The 15,730-nt window shown below is 70.7% G+C and carries 15 protein-coding genes and 1 riboswitch; of the genes, 6 read left to right on the top strand and 9 right to left on the bottom strand.

Features of this window, described 5'->3' with window-relative positions:
- Nucleotides 1-38 precede the first annotated feature (38 nt).
- The 4 genes from AB0M63_RS35645 to AB0M63_RS35630 all read right to left on the bottom strand — a co-directional run bounded on the left by AB0M63_RS35645 (nt 39) and on the right by AB0M63_RS35630 (nt 3,857).
- The gene (locus AB0M63_RS35645) at nt 39-1,037 is read right to left on the bottom strand and encodes an ABC transporter permease (protein WP_355924535.1); all 999 of its coding nucleotides are present in this window, start codon (nt 1,035-1,037) and stop codon (nt 39-41) included.
- Between the two features lie 343 nt (nt 1,038-1,380).
- On the bottom strand, nt 1,381-2,169 hold the full coding sequence (locus tag AB0M63_RS35640) for an enhanced serine sensitivity protein SseB C-terminal domain-containing protein (RefSeq protein ID WP_366022262.1): 789 nt from the start codon (nt 2,167-2,169) through the stop codon (nt 1,381-1,383).
- A 163-nt stretch (nt 2,170-2,332) separates the two neighbouring features.
- Nucleotides 2,333-3,118, bottom strand: coding sequence for an enhanced serine sensitivity protein SseB (locus tag AB0M63_RS35635; protein WP_355924531.1), 786 nt, complete (start codon nt 3,116-3,118; stop codon nt 2,333-2,335).
- A gap of 64 nt (nt 3,119-3,182) precedes the next feature.
- Complete coding sequence (locus tag AB0M63_RS35630; protein ID WP_366022459.1) at nt 3,183-3,857, bottom strand: AAA family ATPase; 675 nt, start codon at nt 3,855-3,857, stop codon at nt 3,183-3,185.
- A gap of 148 nt (nt 3,858-4,005) precedes the next feature.
- A riboswitch (glycine riboswitch) is annotated at nt 4,006-4,127 on the top strand.
- Nucleotides 4,128-4,269: 142 nt separating this feature from the next.
- On the opposite strand from AB0M63_RS35630, the gene gcvT reads away from it, so the two are divergent.
- The 4 genes from gcvT (at nt 4,270) to AB0M63_RS35610 (ending at nt 8,619) form a co-directional block, all read left to right on the top strand.
- Nucleotides 4,270-5,397 carry a glycine cleavage system aminomethyltransferase GcvT gene (gcvT, locus tag AB0M63_RS35625; RefSeq protein WP_366022261.1) on the top strand — a complete coding sequence of 376 codons (1,128 nt, stop codon included), beginning with the start codon at nt 4,270-4,272 and terminating at the stop codon, nt 5,395-5,397.
- A gap of 98 nt (nt 5,398-5,495) precedes the next feature.
- Nucleotides 5,496-5,873, top strand: a complete 378-nt coding sequence (gcvH, locus tag AB0M63_RS35620) for a glycine cleavage system protein GcvH (RefSeq protein WP_355924527.1) — start codon at nt 5,496-5,498, stop codon at nt 5,871-5,873.
- Nucleotides 5,874-5,889: 16 nt separating this feature from the next.
- The gene (gene glyA / locus AB0M63_RS35615) at nt 5,890-7,149 is read left to right on the top strand and encodes a serine hydroxymethyltransferase (RefSeq protein ID WP_366022260.1); all 1,260 of its coding nucleotides are present in this window, start codon (nt 5,890-5,892) and stop codon (nt 7,147-7,149) included.
- A gap of 102 nt (nt 7,150-7,251) precedes the next feature.
- Nucleotides 7,252-8,619 (top strand): L-serine ammonia-lyase, encoded by a 1,368-nt coding sequence (locus AB0M63_RS35610; RefSeq protein WP_366022259.1) that lies wholly within the window; start codon nt 7,252-7,254, stop codon nt 8,617-8,619.
- Here the strand turns inward: AB0M63_RS35610 and AB0M63_RS35605 are convergent.
- The 5 genes from AB0M63_RS35605 to AB0M63_RS35585 all read right to left on the bottom strand — a co-directional run bounded on the left by AB0M63_RS35605 (nt 8,606) and on the right by AB0M63_RS35585 (nt 13,568).
- On the bottom strand, nt 8,606-9,697 hold the full coding sequence (locus tag AB0M63_RS35605; protein WP_366022258.1) for an NUDIX domain-containing protein: 1,092 nt from the start codon (nt 9,695-9,697) through the stop codon (nt 8,606-8,608). The genes AB0M63_RS35610 and AB0M63_RS35605 overlap by 14 nt on opposite strands.
- A gap of 27 nt (nt 9,698-9,724) precedes the next feature.
- Complete coding sequence (locus AB0M63_RS35600) at nt 9,725-11,581, bottom strand: ATP-binding cassette domain-containing protein (RefSeq protein WP_366022256.1); 1,857 nt, start codon at nt 11,579-11,581, stop codon at nt 9,725-9,727.
- Nucleotides 11,578-12,453 carry a phosphotransferase gene (locus AB0M63_RS35595; RefSeq protein WP_366022255.1) on the bottom strand — a complete coding sequence of 292 codons (876 nt, stop codon included), beginning with the start codon at nt 12,451-12,453 and terminating at the stop codon, nt 11,578-11,580. The genes AB0M63_RS35600 and AB0M63_RS35595 overlap by 4 nt, the downstream gene beginning before the upstream one ends.
- A gap of 417 nt (nt 12,454-12,870) precedes the next feature.
- The gene (locus AB0M63_RS35590; RefSeq protein ID WP_355924515.1) at nt 12,871-13,158 is read right to left on the bottom strand and encodes a hypothetical protein; all 288 of its coding nucleotides are present in this window, start codon (nt 13,156-13,158) and stop codon (nt 12,871-12,873) included.
- 53 nt (nt 13,159-13,211) lie between these two features.
- Complete coding sequence (locus tag AB0M63_RS35585) at nt 13,212-13,568, bottom strand: PRC-barrel domain-containing protein (RefSeq protein WP_366022253.1); 357 nt, start codon at nt 13,566-13,568, stop codon at nt 13,212-13,214.
- A 72-nt stretch (nt 13,569-13,640) separates the two neighbouring features.
- Between AB0M63_RS35585 and AB0M63_RS35580 the strand changes: the two genes are divergently transcribed.
- Complete coding sequence (locus AB0M63_RS35580; RefSeq protein WP_366022251.1) at nt 13,641-14,600, top strand: aminoglycoside phosphotransferase family protein; 960 nt, start codon at nt 13,641-13,643, stop codon at nt 14,598-14,600.
- A gap of 58 nt (nt 14,601-14,658) precedes the next feature.
- Nucleotides 14,659-15,699 carry a phosphatidylinositol-specific phospholipase C domain-containing protein gene (locus AB0M63_RS35575; RefSeq protein WP_366022250.1) on the top strand — a complete coding sequence of 347 codons (1,041 nt, stop codon included), beginning with the start codon at nt 14,659-14,661 and terminating at the stop codon, nt 15,697-15,699.
- The last annotated feature ends 31 nt before the right edge of the window (nt 15,700-15,730 follow it).

Raw genomic sequence — 15,730 nt, 5'->3', positions numbered from 1 at the left:
CCATTGTCGGAAACTTGGTGGACTCTCGGGTGCGGGCCCTAGCGGCTGCGGGGGTCGAGAGCGTCGCGGAGACCGTCTCCCAGCAGGTTGAACGCCAGGACGGTCACGAAGATGGCGAGGCCGGGCACGATCATGTACGCGGGGTCGACCTCGTAGTAGGTGACCGCGTCCCGCAGCATGCCGCCCCAGGATGCCTGCGGGGGCTGGATACCGACCCCGAGGAAGCTGAGGGACGCCTCGAAGAGGATGTTCGTCGGGATGAGCAGCGTCGAGTAGACGATGATCGGACCGACCAGGTTGGGCAGCAGTTCCCGGAAGAGGATGTAGGGCGCCTTGGCGCCCATGCCCCGGGAGGCGTCCACGAACTCGCGCTCGCGCAGGGCGAGGGTCTGGCCGCGGACGATCCGGCCCAGGTAGGGCCAGTTGAAGAAGCCGATGACGAAGATCAGCACGCTCAGGTGCAGCGGCAGGCCGTTGAGGCCGAAGGCGCCGCCCTGGAGGGTCGCCGAGATGGCGATGGCGAAGAGCAGCAGGGGGAAGGCGAGGAAGGTGTCCATCAGGCGGCTGATGATCGAGTCGACCCGGCCGCCGTAGTAGCCGGCGACGACGCCGAGGATCGTACCGATCACGTTCGACAGGATCGTGGCGCCGAAGGCGACCACCAGCGAGACCCAGGAGCCTTCGAGGATGCGGGTCGCGACGTCGCGGCCGAACTGCGGGTCCACACCGAGCGGGTGGTCCCAGCTCATGCCGCCCCAGCCGCCCTTGGGCAGCGAGGTGTTGGCGTCGATCAGGTTCTGGTGGAAGGCGTCGGGGTCCAGGCCGAACATCGCCTGGATGGGGCGGGAGAGTGCCGCGACCAGGATCAGCAGGACGACGATGACACCGCCGGCGACGGCGACCTTGTCCTTCTTGAAGCGGGTCCAGGCGATCTGCCCAAGGGAACGGCCCTCGATCTGCCCCTTCTCGGCGCCGGCGAGCACAGCCTCCGGCTGCGCCCCGGCTTCCGCCCCCGTGGTCTCGATCGGTGCGGTCACTGTGACCCGACCCCTCTCGCCGGTGGTTACCGGCTTACGCCTGCCGCGGATTAGCGGCTTTGTCGACTTGCAGTGGACGCAGGGCCCTCGACCCTGTGTCTGAGTCGCGAGTCTTCAGCGTGGCCGCGATCACCCGCCAGGTCTGGCGGAGAAAGTATGCGCAACCGTGATGCTTAACTAGGGATTCCGTTATCCGAACAGCGGGTAACGCCTCCCGGACGCCGGACAGATGGGACAGAACGTCGATCCGGCGTCTTTCGGGGCATCGCACCGCCGTCTACGCGCGAAGAAATGTGTCGTAGACGTAAATCCTGCGGAGAAGCGGGGAAGAGGACTCGCGGGTTCAGTATCCACCACGGGCGGGCGGGTAACCGTACCCACCCGCCTGAGCCGGCGCCGCGTGCGCCTCGCGGTCGTAGAACGGGCGGGCGTTCGCCCGCAGCCACAGGGCCACCGGGTCGTACTCGTCGGACATCGCCACGGTCGACACCGGCAGCCCGTCCGGGACCGCGCCGATCGACTGCTGCATCATCCCGCGCACCGAGTCCACGGCGGGCGGGCTGGTGTCGTACACATCCAGCCCGATCGCGAGATACGGCGCCCCGAGCGCGGGCTGCACCCAGGCGCGGCGCAGCGTGCGGACCGCCGGGGTGCGATGGGCGTTCTGGGTGAGCAGGGCGTAGAACTGCGGGATCTCGATGCCCGGTTCGGACAGCCTGAGCGGTCCGGCGGGCTGGCGCTCCAGGCCGGTGGCGATCCGGCGCAGGTCGAGCCAGGGGATGCCGACGCCGCCGCCGGGGGCGTGCGGGTTGAGCCAGAGACCGAAGTGGTCGGGGTACAGGGTGCGGGCCACGTCGAGGCCGTCGACCACCTCGTAGGAGCGGTTCCAGCCGCTGGCGGAGAGCTCCTGGGCGGAGGTGACGCAGGGGGCGTAACCGTATCTGTCGACCTGCATGTTCCCGTACTGGGCGTCCGGGGAGCCGGACTGGCCGTGCCACAGGAGCATCCAGATCTGACCGGAGTGGGGGGTCGCGAGGGCGCGCAGGAGCGCCTCGTAGGCGTCGTAGCGCCCGGGCGTCACCTGGCGCAGCATGTGCTCGACCTGGCCGGTCGCGGTGCCGCTGGCGCTCAACGTGTACCGCCCCTTCTGGTAGTTGCCCTGAGTTGACCCGCGTATGGAAACAGCTTAAGCGCCCGGTGGCCGGGGGTCCGATGTCCGTCGGCGGGTGGGTCGGCGGTCTAGGGCCTGTCTGACAATTCTCGTCGTCGCCCGGAGGGGAATTGCCAGACAGGCCCTAGTGACCCTGTGTGTAGAAGGGGCGCACCGACTGGCGCATCCAGTCGGCGACCGGGTCCTGGGTCACGTCGAGGAGGACCAGGTTGACCGGCCATTTCACCTCGGCCCGGGACAGGGCGCGGGAGAGGGCGTCCATCGGGGCCGCCCTCAGGTCGCCGTCCCAGTTGGTCAGTTCGACGCCGACGAACATGACCGGGTCGGCGGTCTCGATCGCGGCCAGGCAGCGGCGGGCCGTGGCGATCACACCCGTGCCGGCGAACTCGGCGGAGGCCGCGGCGAGGAAGTCGACCGGGTCCTCCTGCCAGTCGGGCTCGAAGAGCCGGACCCGGCCGCCGCTGGTGGGGCCGTCGAGTGCGGTACGGCCGATGCGGCACAACTCGGCGACGGCGGGGGGCGGGAGCGGTACGCCGACCATGCCGTCCGGGTTCACCGCGATGCCGACCTGCGGGGGCAGCCCGCGGGCGAACTCCACGGCGGGCGCGATGGTGAACGACAGATGCGATCCGACGACCCGGCGGAACTGCTCCTCGGAGCTGAAGACCGGGACGTAGGCCTGTCCGTCGATCTCCAGGGTGGGCAGGTCCAGGGGGCCGCTCTGCGGGCCGCCGCCGCTGGGCAGCGGGATCCAGATGAAGCTGCGGCCGAGCACCTCGATGATCCGGCCGCCGGCCGAGGGCATGCCGAGGGACGCCGAGAGCACCTCCTCCAGCTCGTTGCCGGGCCATCCGCCGTGCGGATGCGGGTGGGGGTACGCCTGACCGGGGAAGTCCGCCGGGAAGTCCATCTACCTACCGCCTGCTGGTGAAACCGCCTGCTGCAAACCTGCTGTGGCTGAAAAGGCTAGCGGCTCAGTCCGCGAAGTCGATCCGCCGCAGCACGTCCGCCGCGTCCCGGTCGAGCAGGACCGCCGAGCCGACGCCCCGCGGCAGGTCACCGCGCTCCACCGCGCGCAACAGCCGGGCGGCGGCCCTGCGGTGGCGCAGGAACGCGTACCGCGAGACTCCGCGGCCGCGCTCGCGCTGGCCGTCGAGCGCGGTGTCCGGGCCGACGTCGAGGAACACCAGGTGCAGGGTGCCGCCCCGGCGGTGTGCCGCGCGGGCCAGCCAGCCGCGCACCCAGGTCTGGGTGCCGCAGTCGTGCACGACGGCGCCGGACGCGGAGCGCAGGGTGCGGCGCAGTCCGGCGTAGTGGGCGAGCCGGACCAGGGGGCGGTAGACCGCATAGGGGAGTCGGCCCGACATCCGGGCGTCCCAGTGGTCGCGGGTGTCCTGGGAGTCGATCCGGGCGCCCCGGACGGTGCGGTGCATCAGCGTGGACTTGCCGCTGCCGGGCAGACCGGTGACCACCACGAGGTCGCGGGGGCCGAAGCGGAGTCCGTGCGGGCTGTGGCCGGCGCGCTCGCGGAGGTCACGGACGACGGGTGCCGGGCGGGCCGGGCAGGCCTCTCTGGCCGGGGCCGAAGGTTGCTTCGGCAGCGCGACGGCCGAGGTCGTGGCGTACACCGTGGTCCTTGTCACCGTGATCGTCCTCCCTGCGGGGTCAGGAAAGGTTCTCCCCACTGAACGTAAAGAGAAGGTAATGCACGGTGTCTCGCGGTTCCGTTCGCTTCCGGCCACAGGCCTGTTACAAAGGCTGTGCGATGATGTGCGCGCCAACTGCATACCGGCCGCTTGAATCCGCGCGGGAGAGTCCCCGGCAGTACGTCAGTCGCACGTCGGCTGTACGTCGTCCGGGGCGCCGAAGGAGCAAGTCCCTCCCTTGAATCTCTCAGGCCCCGTTACCGCGCGGGCGAGGCACATCTGAAAAGCGGGCCGCCCTTCCCGGTGGTCCCACCCAAGGTGCAACCCATGGCCCACGCGGTCATGGCGAACCTCTCAGGTCCCGATGACAGATGGGGAGGAACGACCTCGCCGTCATGCCTTGGGAGACCGACCGATGAGCAGTACCGCCACCCCTGACAAACGCCGCACCGCGCTCGACGCGCTGCACCGCTCGCTCGGTGCGACGATGACCGACTTCGCCGGCTGGGACATGCCGTTGCGCTACGGCTCCGAGCGCGACGAGCACCTCGCCGTCCGCACCAAGGCCGGCCTCTTCGACCTCTCCCACATGGGCGAGATCACGGTCACCGGACCGGAGGCGAGCGCACTCCTCAACTACGCCCTCGTCGGCAACATCGCCTCGGTGGGCGTCGGCCGGGCCCGCTACACCATGATCTGCCGGGCCGACGGCGGCATCCTGGACGACCTGATCGTCTACCGGCTGGCCGAGACCGAATTCATGGTCGTGGCCAACGCCTCCAACGCCCAGATTGTCCTGGACTCGCTGGTCGAGCGGGCCGAGGGCTTCGACGCGGTCGTCCGCGACGACCGTGACGCTTACGCCCTGCTCGCCGTCCAGGGCCCCGAGTCCCCCGCCATCCTCGCGTCCCTCACCGACGCCGACCTCGACGGCCTGAAGTACTACGCCGGTCTGCCCGGCACGGTCGCGGGCGTCCCCGCGCTGATCGCGCGCACCGGTTACACCGGCGAGGACGGCTTCGAGCTGTTCGTCGCCCCCGGTGACGCGGAGAAGCTGTGGGAGGCACTGACCGAGGCCGGGGCGCCGGCCGGGCTGATCCCCTGCGGGCTGTCCTGCCGGGACACCCTGCGCCTGGAGGCGGGCATGCCGCTGTACGGGCATGAGCTGTCCACCGACCTGACCCCCTTCGACGCCGGGCTCGGCCGGGTGGTGAAGTTCGAGAAGGAGGGCGACTTCGTCGGGCGTACGGCCCTGGAGGCCGCCGCCGAGCGCGCCGCCTCGCGGCCGCCGCGCGTCCTGGTCGGGCTCGTCGCCGAGGGCCGCCGGGTCCCGCGCGCCGGGTACCCGGTGGTCGCCGAGGGCCAGGTGATCGGCGAGGTCACCTCGGGCGCGCCCTCCCCGACCCTCGGCAGGCCGATCGCCATGGCCTACGTCGACGCCGCGCACTCGGCGCCGGGCACGGCCGGTGTCGGCGTGGACATCCGGGGCAGTCACGAGCCGTACGAGGTCGTGGCGCTGCCGTTCTACAAGCGCCAGAAGTAACCCTTGGGCGTGGCCCCGGGTACGTCACCGCTGCTCACGCACGCTTCCAGCAGTCCCCCATTCATCAGCACTCCCTCGCGTACAGGAGAATTCAGGCCATGAGCAACCCCCAGCAACTGCGCTACAGCAAGGAGCACGAGTGGCTGTCGGTCGCCGAGGACGGCGTCTCGACGGTCGGCATCACCGAGTTCGCGGCCAACGCGCTCGGCGATGTCGTCTACGCCCAGCTCCCCGACGTCGGCTCCACGGTGACCGCGGGCGAGTCCTGCGGTGAGCTGGAGTCGACCAAGTCGGTGAGCGACCTGTACTCGCCGGTCGGCGGCGAGGTCACCGAGATCAACGAGGACGTGGTGAACGACCCGTCGCTCGTCAACTCGGCCCCCTTCGAGGGCGGTTGGCTGTTCAAGGTACGCGTCGCGGAGGAGCCGGCCGACCTGCTCTCCGCCGACGAGTACACCGCGTTTGCCGCCGGCTGAGGAGTCGTACACCCCTATGTCCGTACTGAACACGCCCCTGCACGAACTCGACCCCGACATCGCCGCCGCCGTCGACGCCGAGCTGCGCCGTCAGCAGTCCACGCTGGAGATGATCGCCTCGGAGAACTTCGCTCCGGTCGCGGTCATGGAGGCGCAGGGCTCGGTCCTCACCAACAAGTACGCCGAGGGTTACCCGGGCCGTCGTTACTACGGCGGCTGCGAGTACGTCGACGTGGCCGAGCAGATCGCGATCGACCGGGTCAAGGAGCTGTTCGGCGCCGAGTACGCCAATGTGCAGCCGCACTCGGGCGCCTCCGCCAACCAGGCCGCGCTGTTCGCGCTGGCCCAGCCCGGCGACACCATTCTCGGCCTGGACCTGGCGCACGGCGGCCACCTCACCCACGGGATGCGGCTGAACTTCTCCGGCAAGCAGTTCGACGTGGTCGCCTACCACGTCGACGCGCAGACCGGTCTTGTCGACATGGCCGAGCTGGAGCGGCTCGCCAAGGAGCACCGGCCGAAGGTGATCATCGCGGGCTGGTCGGCGTACCCGCGCGAGCTGGACTTCGCCGAGTTCCGCCGGATCGCCGACGAGGTCGAGGCGTACCTGTGGGTCGACATGGCGCACTTCGCGGGACTGGTCGCGGCCGGTCTGCACGCCAACCCGGTGCCGTACGCGGACGTCGTCACGTCCACCACCCACAAGACGCTGGGCGGCCCGCGCGGCGGGATCATCCTCGCGAAGCAGTCCTTCGCGAAGAAGCTCAACTCGTCGGTCTTCCCCGGCTTCCAGGGCGGTCCGCTGGAGCATGTGATCGCCGCCAAGGCGGTCTCCTTCAAGGTCGCGGCGAGCGAGGACTTCAAGGAGCGCCAGCGGCGTACGTTGGAGGGCGCGCGGCTGCTGGCCGAGCGCCTGGTGCGCGACGACGTGAAGGCCGTAGGCGTCGACGTCCTGTCCGGCGGCACGGACGTGCACCTCGTCCTGGTCGACCTGCGCGACTCCGCACTGGACGGGCAGCAGGCCGAGGACCGGCTCCACGAGGTCGGCATCACGGTCAACCGGAACGCCGTCCCGAACGACCCGCGTCCCCCGATGGTCACCTCCGGCCTGCGCATCGGCACCCCGGCGCTGGCGACCCGCGGCTTCACGGCCGAGGACTTCGCCGAGGTCGCTGACGTCATCGCCGAGACGCTGAAGCCGTCGTACGACGTCGACGGGCTGAAGTCCCGCGTGACGGCGCTGGCGGAGAAGTACCCGCTGTATCCCGGGCTGTAGTCGGCCCCCGGGACACCGCGCACACTGGAAGGTGTGCGCGGTGTCCCCACCCCTTTGCACCACCCCGCGTTTCTCGCGTTTCTTGTGTTCTGAGGAGTCACCGTGGCCATCTCGGTCTTCGACCTGTTCTCGATCGGTATCGGCCCGTCCAGCTCGCACACGGTCGGCCCGATGCGGGCGGCCCGCATGTTCGCGCGCCGGCTGCGCAACGAGGAGCTGCTGGACTCCGTCGCCTCGGTCCGCACCGAGCTGTACGGCTCGCTCGGCGCGACCGGCCACGGGCACGGCACCCCCAAGGCGGTGCTGCTCGGCCTGGAGGGCGAGTCGCCGCGCACGGTGGACGTGGAGAAGGCCGACGAGCAGGTGGAGCGGATCAAGGAGTCAGGCCGCATCCGGCTCCTCGGCGACCACGAGATTCCCTTCTCCTACGACGACGATCTGAAGCTGCATCGCCGTAAAGCCCTGCCGTACCACGCGAACGGCATGACGCTGTGGGCGTACGACGCGGCGGGCACCGAGCTCCTCTCCAGGACGTACTACTCGGTGGGCGGCGGTTTCGTCGTCGACGAGGAGGCGGTCGGCGCCGACCGCATCAAGCTGGACGACACGGTCCTCAAGTACCCCTTCCGCACCGGCGACGAGCTGCTGCGGCTCACGCGGGAGACCGGTCTGTCGATCTCCGCGCTGATGCTGGAGAACGAGCGTGCCTGGCGCACGGAGGAGGAGATCCGGGCCGGGCTGCTGGAGATCTGGCGTGTGATGCAGGCGTGCGTGTCGCGGGGCATGTCACGCGAGGGCCTCCTGCCCGGCGGCCTGAAGGTCCGCCGCAGGGCCGCCATGTCGGCACGCCAACTCCGGGCGGAGGGCGACCCGTTGGCGCACGCGATGGAGTGGATCACGCTCTACGCGATGGCGGTGAACGAGGAGAACGCGGCGGGCGGCCGCGTGGTCACCGCCCCCACGAACGGCGCGGCCGGCATCATCCCGGCCGTCCTGCACTACTACATCAACTTCGTGCCGGGCGCCGACGAGGACGGCGTGGTCCGCTTCATGCTGGCCGCGGGCGCCATCGGCATGCTCTTCAAGGAGAACGCCTCCATCTCCGGCGCCGAGGTCGGCTGCCAGGGCGAGGTCGGCTCCGCCTGCTCCATGGCCGCGGGCGCCCTGGCCGAGGTCCTGGGCGGCAGCCCCGAACAGGTCGAGAACGCGGCCGAGATCGGCATGGAACACAACCTCGGCCTCACCTGCGACCCCGTCGGCGGCCTCGTCCAGATCCCCTGCATCGAACGCAACGGCATGGCCGCGGTGAAGGCGGTCACGGCGGCGCGGATGGCGATGCGGGGGGACGGCTCGCACAAGGTGTCCCTGGACAAGGTCATCAAGACGATGAAGGAGACGGGGGCGGATATGAGCGTGAAGTACAAGGAGACCGCGCGCGGAGGCTTGGCGGTCAACATCATCGAGTGCTGAAGCCGTTGTCCCCGAGCTGATGCCCGGCTTCGAGGGCGATCGGGTAGCGGTGGGCGGGTGGCAGGTCCGCGAGCAGGCCGGGCCACACCGTGTCGATGACGTGCGCGCTCGGGGTGAACAGCGGCTGCGGCAGGGCGGGGAGGTCGGTGACCTCGTGCCACTCCCAGCGGCGGATCAACTGCGGTTCGGTGACGGTCGGTCGACCGGTCCAGGCAGGGACGTGGACGGCGGCCGTCAGCCGGGGCATGGTGTCGATGGAGTCCAGCAGGAGGGCCGGCACACGCGCCTCGGCGGGGTCGGCCCGCAGGCCCGTCTCCTCCTCCAACTCCCTGACGCCCGCCTCCAGGAAGCCTTCGCCGGGGTCGTTCTTGCCGCCGGGCAACTCCCATACCCCGCGCACCGACCGGCCCAGCAGGATCCGCCCCGCCGGGTCGGTGACGACGACACCGGCGCCGGTGAGGGCGTGCGGGGAGGGACGCCCCTTGCCCGCACAGGTGGCCTGGGCGGGAGCGGACCCTCGTAGGACGACGAACGCGAGGCCGTCCGCGTCGTGGCGCCCGGCCGACGCCCAGCCCGCGCACAGCGCGTCGATCTCCTCGTCGTCGAGGGCGATGGAGCGCTTGCCGTCCGGTACGTCCCGCGCGAGAGGCGTGATGACACAGAGGGCGCCGCCCGGCCGCAACCGCTCGCGCAGCCGGTTCAGCACGCGGGTGCGGTCGTGGACGAACGCCCAGGTGTGGCGGAAGGTGATCAGGTCGTAGGCGGGGCGGGGCAGCGTGTCGAGGTCGTCGCGTTCGATGTCGAAGAGGTGGTAGGTCACCGCGGCGGTGGCCGGGTGCCGGGCTTCGGCGCGGGTGAGGGCGGCGGGGGCGTAGTCGACGGCGTCGACCTCGTACCCCGACTCGGCGAGGTGACGGGCGAGTTCACCCAGCCCGCAGCCGACGTCCAGGGCGCGTCCGCCGCCGGCGGGGGCCGGGGCGTGCGCGGCGAGCAGCGCGCGTTCGGCGTCGCGCAGGGGGCTGAAGGTGTTGCCTTCGGCGTAGTACGCGTCCCATTCTTCAGGGTTGGTGTGTCCCACCGGGGCTCCTGGTCGGTCGTTTGACGGTCAGCGGTCGGTCGACAAGGTCAGCAGCTCGGCGAACAGGCCGCCGCCGCAGGCGAGTTCGTCGTACGTGCCCTGTTCGGCGATTCGGCCGTGTGCCATGACGACGATCCGGTCGGCGATCTTCGTGTTGACCAGTTGGTGGGTGACCACGATCGTCATGCGATGGGCGGCGATCGCCTTGATCCGTTCGAGGATCGCGTGTTCACCGCGGGCGTCCATCTGGCTGGTCGGCTCGTCCAGGATCAGCAGGTCCGGCTGCCGGTACAACGCCCGTGCGCAGGCCAGCCGTTGCCACTGACCGCCGGAGAGCTCGGTGCCGCCCCACAGCTCGCGGGCCAGCAACGTGTCGAGTCCGTACGGGAGTTCCTCCATGGCCTCCCGCAGGCCTACGGCTTCCAGCGCTGTCCACACCAAGTCGTCGTCGGACGTGCGGGGTTGGCCGAGGGTGACGTTGTCGCGGACGTTGAGCGGCCACTGTGCGAAGTTCTGCGGCACCAGCCCCGACAGCTCCCACAGCCGGTCCGGGGCCAGCTCGGCGAGGTCCTGGCCGTTCCAGCTCACCGTGCCCTTGTCGGCGAGGAAGATGCCCGCGAGGAGACGGGTCAGCGTGGACTTCCCGGAGCCGTTCTCGCCCACCACGGCGAGGATCTCACCGCGGCGCACGGTCAGCGAGACGCCGGCCACCGCCGGGGTCTCCTTGCCCGGATAGCAGTAGACGGCCTCGTCGAGCCGGATCTCCTCCACGGGCTGCCCCGGCCCCGACTCCCCTCGCCTTGGGGCGCGTTCGGCGGCGAAGGCGAGGAAGCCCTCCATGTCGGCGAGGTAGAGGGCGGTGTGGAACAGGGCGGCGCCATGGACGACGAGCTGGCCCAGGGCGGCGAGCGTGGTCTGGACGGCGACGACCGCGGTGGCGGCGATCGCCGGCTCGACGCGTCCGGTGCCGGCCAGCCAGGCGAGCGCGGCCCAGGTCGCGACGAGGAAGACCCCGCCGATCGCCGAACTGGCCAGCACGATCCGCAGCATGCGCGGCGCCACGTCCAGCACCCGGCGGTCGATGCGTTCGGAGATCGTACGGTGCCAGAACCCCAGGTAGGGGACCATGCCGTTGGCGCGGATCTCGTCGGAGAACTTCGGGCTGGTCACCCAACCCCGCATGTTCTGGCGGACGTTGCGGTCGCCGACGTTGGCGTAGTGCGTCTCGTACTGGACCTTCGCGTGCAGGATCGCGCCGACGGCCGCGGGCACCACGGCGAGCAGCAACAGGGGCAGCATCAGCGGGTGCAGCACGGACAGCACCCCGCTCGCGCTCACCATGCGGACCACGGCGGCGGTGAAGCGGGTGGCGTCCTGCACCATCACATGGCCGCGGATCACGCCCATCTCCGCGGCCTCCTGCCGGTCCGCGAAGCCGTCCTCGGCCCGGGCGGCGGCCTCCACCCGGCAGACCGCCTCGACGAGGGCGCTGTCCGCCTCCGTGGTCAGCCGGGGTGTGATGCGCCCGTCCGCGTACGAGGAGAGCGCGCTCGCGGTCCGGCCGACCGCCGCCGCGACGGTGATCACCAGCAGCGCGGGCAGCGCCTGGTGCAGCCGGTCGGCCACCGGCCCCGCGGCCAGCACCGAGCGCATCGCCCGCGTGGTCGACAGCAGCAGGACAACAGCACTTGCCCCTACGGCCAGTTGGCAGCCGGCGAGCAGCAGGACCGCGGACCGGTCGATCGCCCACGCCATCCGGGCGGTCTGCGCCAGCACCGAGGGCAGCCGTGCGCACAGTTTGCCGAACTCGGCCTCGGCCAGCGGGTTCTGGGCCTGGCGGCCCGCGTAGCGGATCTGCGCGGGCTGGGGTGACGGCACACTCACAGGGCTCCCTCGGCATGGTGGGGGAAGTGCCGTGCCGGCCCCGGCTGCCGGGCGGTGCGGCCGACGGCACGCAGAGCCGTCAGACAGTACAGGGCCCGCTTCTCCTCCGGGAGGAGGCGACGCCCGTAGCCGGTGAAGAACGCGGTCCTCAGGCGCGGTTGGCCTACCCAGGGTCCGCAGGCCAGCGGTACGAAGTCCAGGACGACGGGTGCGAACCGCGCACGCTGGAAGTCGACGAGCGCCAGGGGTGCGCGGACGCCGGACCACCTCAGCGCGTGTTCGTCCAGCCCGCCGTGGATGTAGCCGAGCGGGACCCGTCCCGCGTCACGCAGTCCGGCGGTGTGGGCCAGCATGAACTCCCGTTCCGCGGGCGGTAGTTGCTCCCCCGCCGCCCGGACACTCCGCTCGGCGCGGTCGGCGGTGTGCCGCAGCGCCCGCCCCGCCTCCTCGCGTGCCGCGCGGGTCGGTTTTCCGGCCTGGTGCAGTTGGGCGACGAGGGCACCGGCCTTGCGGTGCACCGCCTCCAGCGCGGCACCGGTCGCGGTGAGGGCGCTCAGCGGGGTGCCGGGGACGGTGGTCGTGATCAGGGCGAGGTGCTGGGCGGACGTCGCGGTGAGCCGGGGCGCGCGACCGGGGCCGAGGTAGGACACGGCGTGCCGGTGGGCGAAGGTCTCGCGGGTGAAGGCGAGGGGCGAGGCGGCGAGCTTGACCCAGAAGCGGTCGCCACCGCCCTGCCGCCCCGCCGTCACCTCCCACACGCGCGAGGGCGACGAGCAGGCGGCGGAGGGCGCGTCGTCGAGAGACGTGAGGGGACCGACGACGGATTCGGCCCAGGCCCGGACGGAGTCCGGAAGGGTGGTCGCTCCGCTCATGCCCCCCACCTCGGTGCCCGCCGTGACGTATCCGCGTGGGCGACAGCCGTGGCGTCAACCTCGTACGTCGCGGACAGGACGGGGACCGTGTTCAAGGGGGCGCGATGTTCGAACGCGAGCAGGACAAGGGCGGGAACGGGGACGGGATTCATGGCGACCTCCTGCGACGGACTGAGCGACTAGGCGCCTGAAGAACGCGCCTGATCACGGAGCCGTCACGGGTGAGGCCGGGCGAACCGTCGGACGAAAGTTCGAGACGACGGGTGCGGGCCCAGGGCCTGCTGGGAAGTGCGGTCACCATGAGGTGTTCGACCGACCGCGCACCGGGGTGTCACCTGATCGAGGGATTGCGACGGGGGACGGGAGGCCGGAACACCGTGTGCGCCGGTCGGCCGTCTGCCCGCGCGAACCGGTGCTCTAGGTCCGGTTGACCCCGCCGGCCACCGCGTGGCCGATGAAGAGGTAGACGAGGGCGGGCAGGCCGTAGTTGACCACGGTGCGCCAGTCCGCCGAGTGGATGGTGAAGAGGTTGTGCGACCAGCCCGAAAGCCAGTTGGCCGCGTGGTGAACCCAGTCGACCGAGCTGTTCGCGGTGTTGGCGTCGAACAGGTAGAGGCCGATCCACAGGATCAGGATCAGTGCCGCGATGTCCGCGACGACGGCGATGACCGTCCCCGCGGGGCTTCCGCCGTAGCGTGTGGACATGTTCAACGGGTGGCCCGGAAAGCCGGGTTGAAACCAGGTGGCGCCCGGTGCCGTCAGCGGCGCGCGAGCCGGCGTTCGCCGTTGACACCCGGGCGGTAGGGCAGGCCGTAGTGCTTGAAGATCGGCTCCTCCTGTTCGGCGGGCAGGATGTCGTCGGTGCCGATCGAAGGGGCCTGTTTCACCAGGGCTTTGGCGTAGCCGACCTTGATGTAGTCCGGGCCGACGATCGCCTCGTCCAGGGGGACGAAGATCAGCCGGTGCCGCGTGGGCAGCCCGACGCGGACCGTGGCCATGGCCGGCTCATCGGTGGCGGTGTCGACGTAGACGGCCTCCAGGACACCGATCCTGTGCGCCTGAGGGTCCACGACGTCGCGTTCACGCCACTCCCGGATGTCCGCTGCGTGGATCATGGCCTTCTCCTTCTGGACGGCCGCCTCTTGCTGCCAGTCTTGACCGGGTACCCACCCCTCGGAAAGGGAAAGATGACCATCGACTCCGCGCTCGTCGGCCGACTCCTCGCCACGCAGTTCCCGCAGTGGGCACAGTTGCCACTGACCCGTCTGGAGGTCGCCGGTTCGGATCACGTCATCTACCGGCTCGGCGGGACGATGTCGGTGCGGCTGCCGCGGAGCGACTGGGCGGACGGGGAGGCCGCCAAGCAGCACCTGTGGCTCCGGCGCCTGGCCCCCTTGCTGCCCCTGCCCGTCCCGGAACCGCTGGGACTCGGCACACCGGGAGACGGTTACGCGTGGCACTGGTCCGTCACCCGCTGGCTCGACGGGACGACGGCGAGCGCGGAGGGTCTCGCCGACCCCGAACGGACCGCCGTCCAACTGGCCGACTTCCTACGGACGTTGTACGACATCCCGGCCGCCGGAACGCTGATCCCCGGCGCCCATCCCGAGCTGACCCGCGCCCCGCTGGCCGACCGCGACGACGCGACCCGGGCGGCGATCGAGGCCGTGGACGGGGTGTTCGACGCCGCCGCCATGACCGAGGTCTGGGACAACGCGCTCCGGGCCCCCGCCTGGGACCGCGAACCGGTCTGGTGCCACGGGGACTTCCACACGGGCAACCTGCTCACCACCGACGGCCACCTCTCCGCCGTCATCGACTTCGGCGGCATGGGCATGGGCGACCCCGCCTGCGATCTGGTCATCGCCTACACCCTGCTGTCGACGGCGACCCGTCCACTGTTCCGCTCCGCCCTCGGCCTGGACGACGCCACCTGGACCCGCGGCATGGGCTGGGCTCTGGCCACCGGCCTGAACGCGTACACGAGCCACGCGGCCACGGACCCCCGGGTCGCACAGCAGACCACCCGACAGCTCACCGAGGTCCTCACCGAACACGCCGGCGCAGGCAGGCAGTCGCCGGACCCGGCGACTCCCTCTCCCCGCCCGGCGGAAGCCGATGTTCCTCCAGGGGCTACCGGGCAGTAACCACTTCCCCCTACGCTGCTGCCGCCAACCAGGCCACGGCGAAGGGGACTTGAGACCCATGAAGGCGATAAGACGGCTCGCGGCGCTGCTCGGCGCCACGGCTCTGCTGCTGACGGGGGCCGCGGGCAACGCCCACGCGGCGGCGGCGAAGTTCTCCGAGACGACGACGATCGGCACGCACAACGCGTACGAGCAGGACAAGTACACGTACTGGGCGCAGGCGTTGGACTCCGGGGCCTCGCTGCTCGAACTGGACGTCTACGCCGACAGCCTGAGCAAGCGGTGGCGGGTCAGCCACAGCAACCCGCTCGGCAACGACAACAACTGCGAGTACGCGAGCACTCCCGCCGACCTCTACAGCAAGGCCCGCAACCAGGACCTCGGCAGTTGCCTGGACAACATGGCCGCCTGGAACACCCTGCACCCGGACCACGCGCCCGTCATCATCAAGGTGGAGATGAAGGTGGGCTTCAACAACGACGTCGGCCTCGGCCCGGACGAGTTCGACACCCTGGTCTCGCAGAAGCTCGGCAGCAGCGTCTACAAGCCGTCCGACCTGCTCGGCTCCTCCTACTCCACGCTCGACGCGGCGGCCCAGGCGAACGCGTGGCCCTCCCGTGACGCCCTCAAGGGCAAGTTCCTCTTCGAGCTGATCCCGGGGACGGTCGAGCAGGCGAACCCCTTCGACCACTACTGGACGGACCAGGAGTACGGCGACCATCTGCGGGACCTGTACGCGGCCGGGAACATCTCCCAGGCACAGGCCTTCCCCGCGGTGCTGGGCGCGGCGAACGGCGACCCGAGGGCGAGCCGCTGGACCTCCGACACCTCGATCCGACCCTGGTTCGTGTTCTTCGACGGGGACGCGGCGACGTACGTCAACAACGGTTACGACACGTCGTTCTACTCCGCGAACCACTACATCCTGATCATGACGGACGCGTACGCGGTGGCCCCGGCGATCTCCTCGACGGCCCCCACGGACGCGGAAGTCGCCGCCAAACTGGCCCTGTTGGCGGCCGACCACGCGAGCGTGATCACCTCGGACTGGTCGGCAAAGTCGGCGTCGGTACTCAGCTCGGTGGCGACCAGAAGCTGAGGTTCCGGATGTCGGCGACGGGGCACAAGTC

This window comes from Streptomyces sp. NPDC051576 (genome assembly GCF_040681835.1).
Classification (GTDB): Bacteria; Actinomycetota; Actinomycetes; order Streptomycetales; family Streptomycetaceae; genus Streptomyces.
Note: the sequence above shows the minus strand (reverse complement) of the source record. Positions and strands in the feature narration are given on the sequence as shown.

Bases quoted from the DNA above. Each gene is read 5' to 3' on its own strand.
- AB0M63_RS35635 (WP_355924531.1), bottom strand. From the start codon at position 3,118: ATGGACTTCCCGGCGGACTTCCCCGGTCAGGCGTACCCCCACCCGCAT.
- gcvT (WP_366022261.1), top strand. From the start codon at position 4,270: ATGAGCAGTACCGCCACCCCTGACAAACGCCGCACCGCGCTCGACGCG.
- gcvH (WP_355924527.1), top strand. From the start codon at position 5,496: ATGAGCAACCCCCAGCAACTGCGCTACAGCAAGGAGCACGAGTGGCTG.
- glyA (WP_366022260.1), top strand. From the start codon at position 5,890: ATGTCCGTACTGAACACGCCCCTGCACGAACTCGACCCCGACATCGCC.
- AB0M63_RS35595 (WP_366022255.1), bottom strand. From the start codon at position 12,453: ATGAGCGGAGCGACCACCCTTCCGGACTCCGTCCGGGCCTGGGCCGAA.
- AB0M63_RS35590 (WP_355924515.1), bottom strand. From the start codon at position 13,158: ATGTCCACACGCTACGGCGGAAGCCCCGCGGGGACGGTCATCGCCGTC.
- AB0M63_RS35585 (WP_366022253.1), bottom strand. From the start codon at position 13,568: ATGATCCACGCAGCGGACATCCGGGAGTGGCGTGAACGCGACGTCGTG.
- AB0M63_RS35580 (WP_366022251.1), top strand. From the start codon at position 13,641: ATGACCATCGACTCCGCGCTCGTCGGCCGACTCCTCGCCACGCAGTTC.
- AB0M63_RS35575 (WP_366022250.1), top strand. From the start codon at position 14,659: ATGAAGGCGATAAGACGGCTCGCGGCGCTGCTCGGCGCCACGGCTCTG.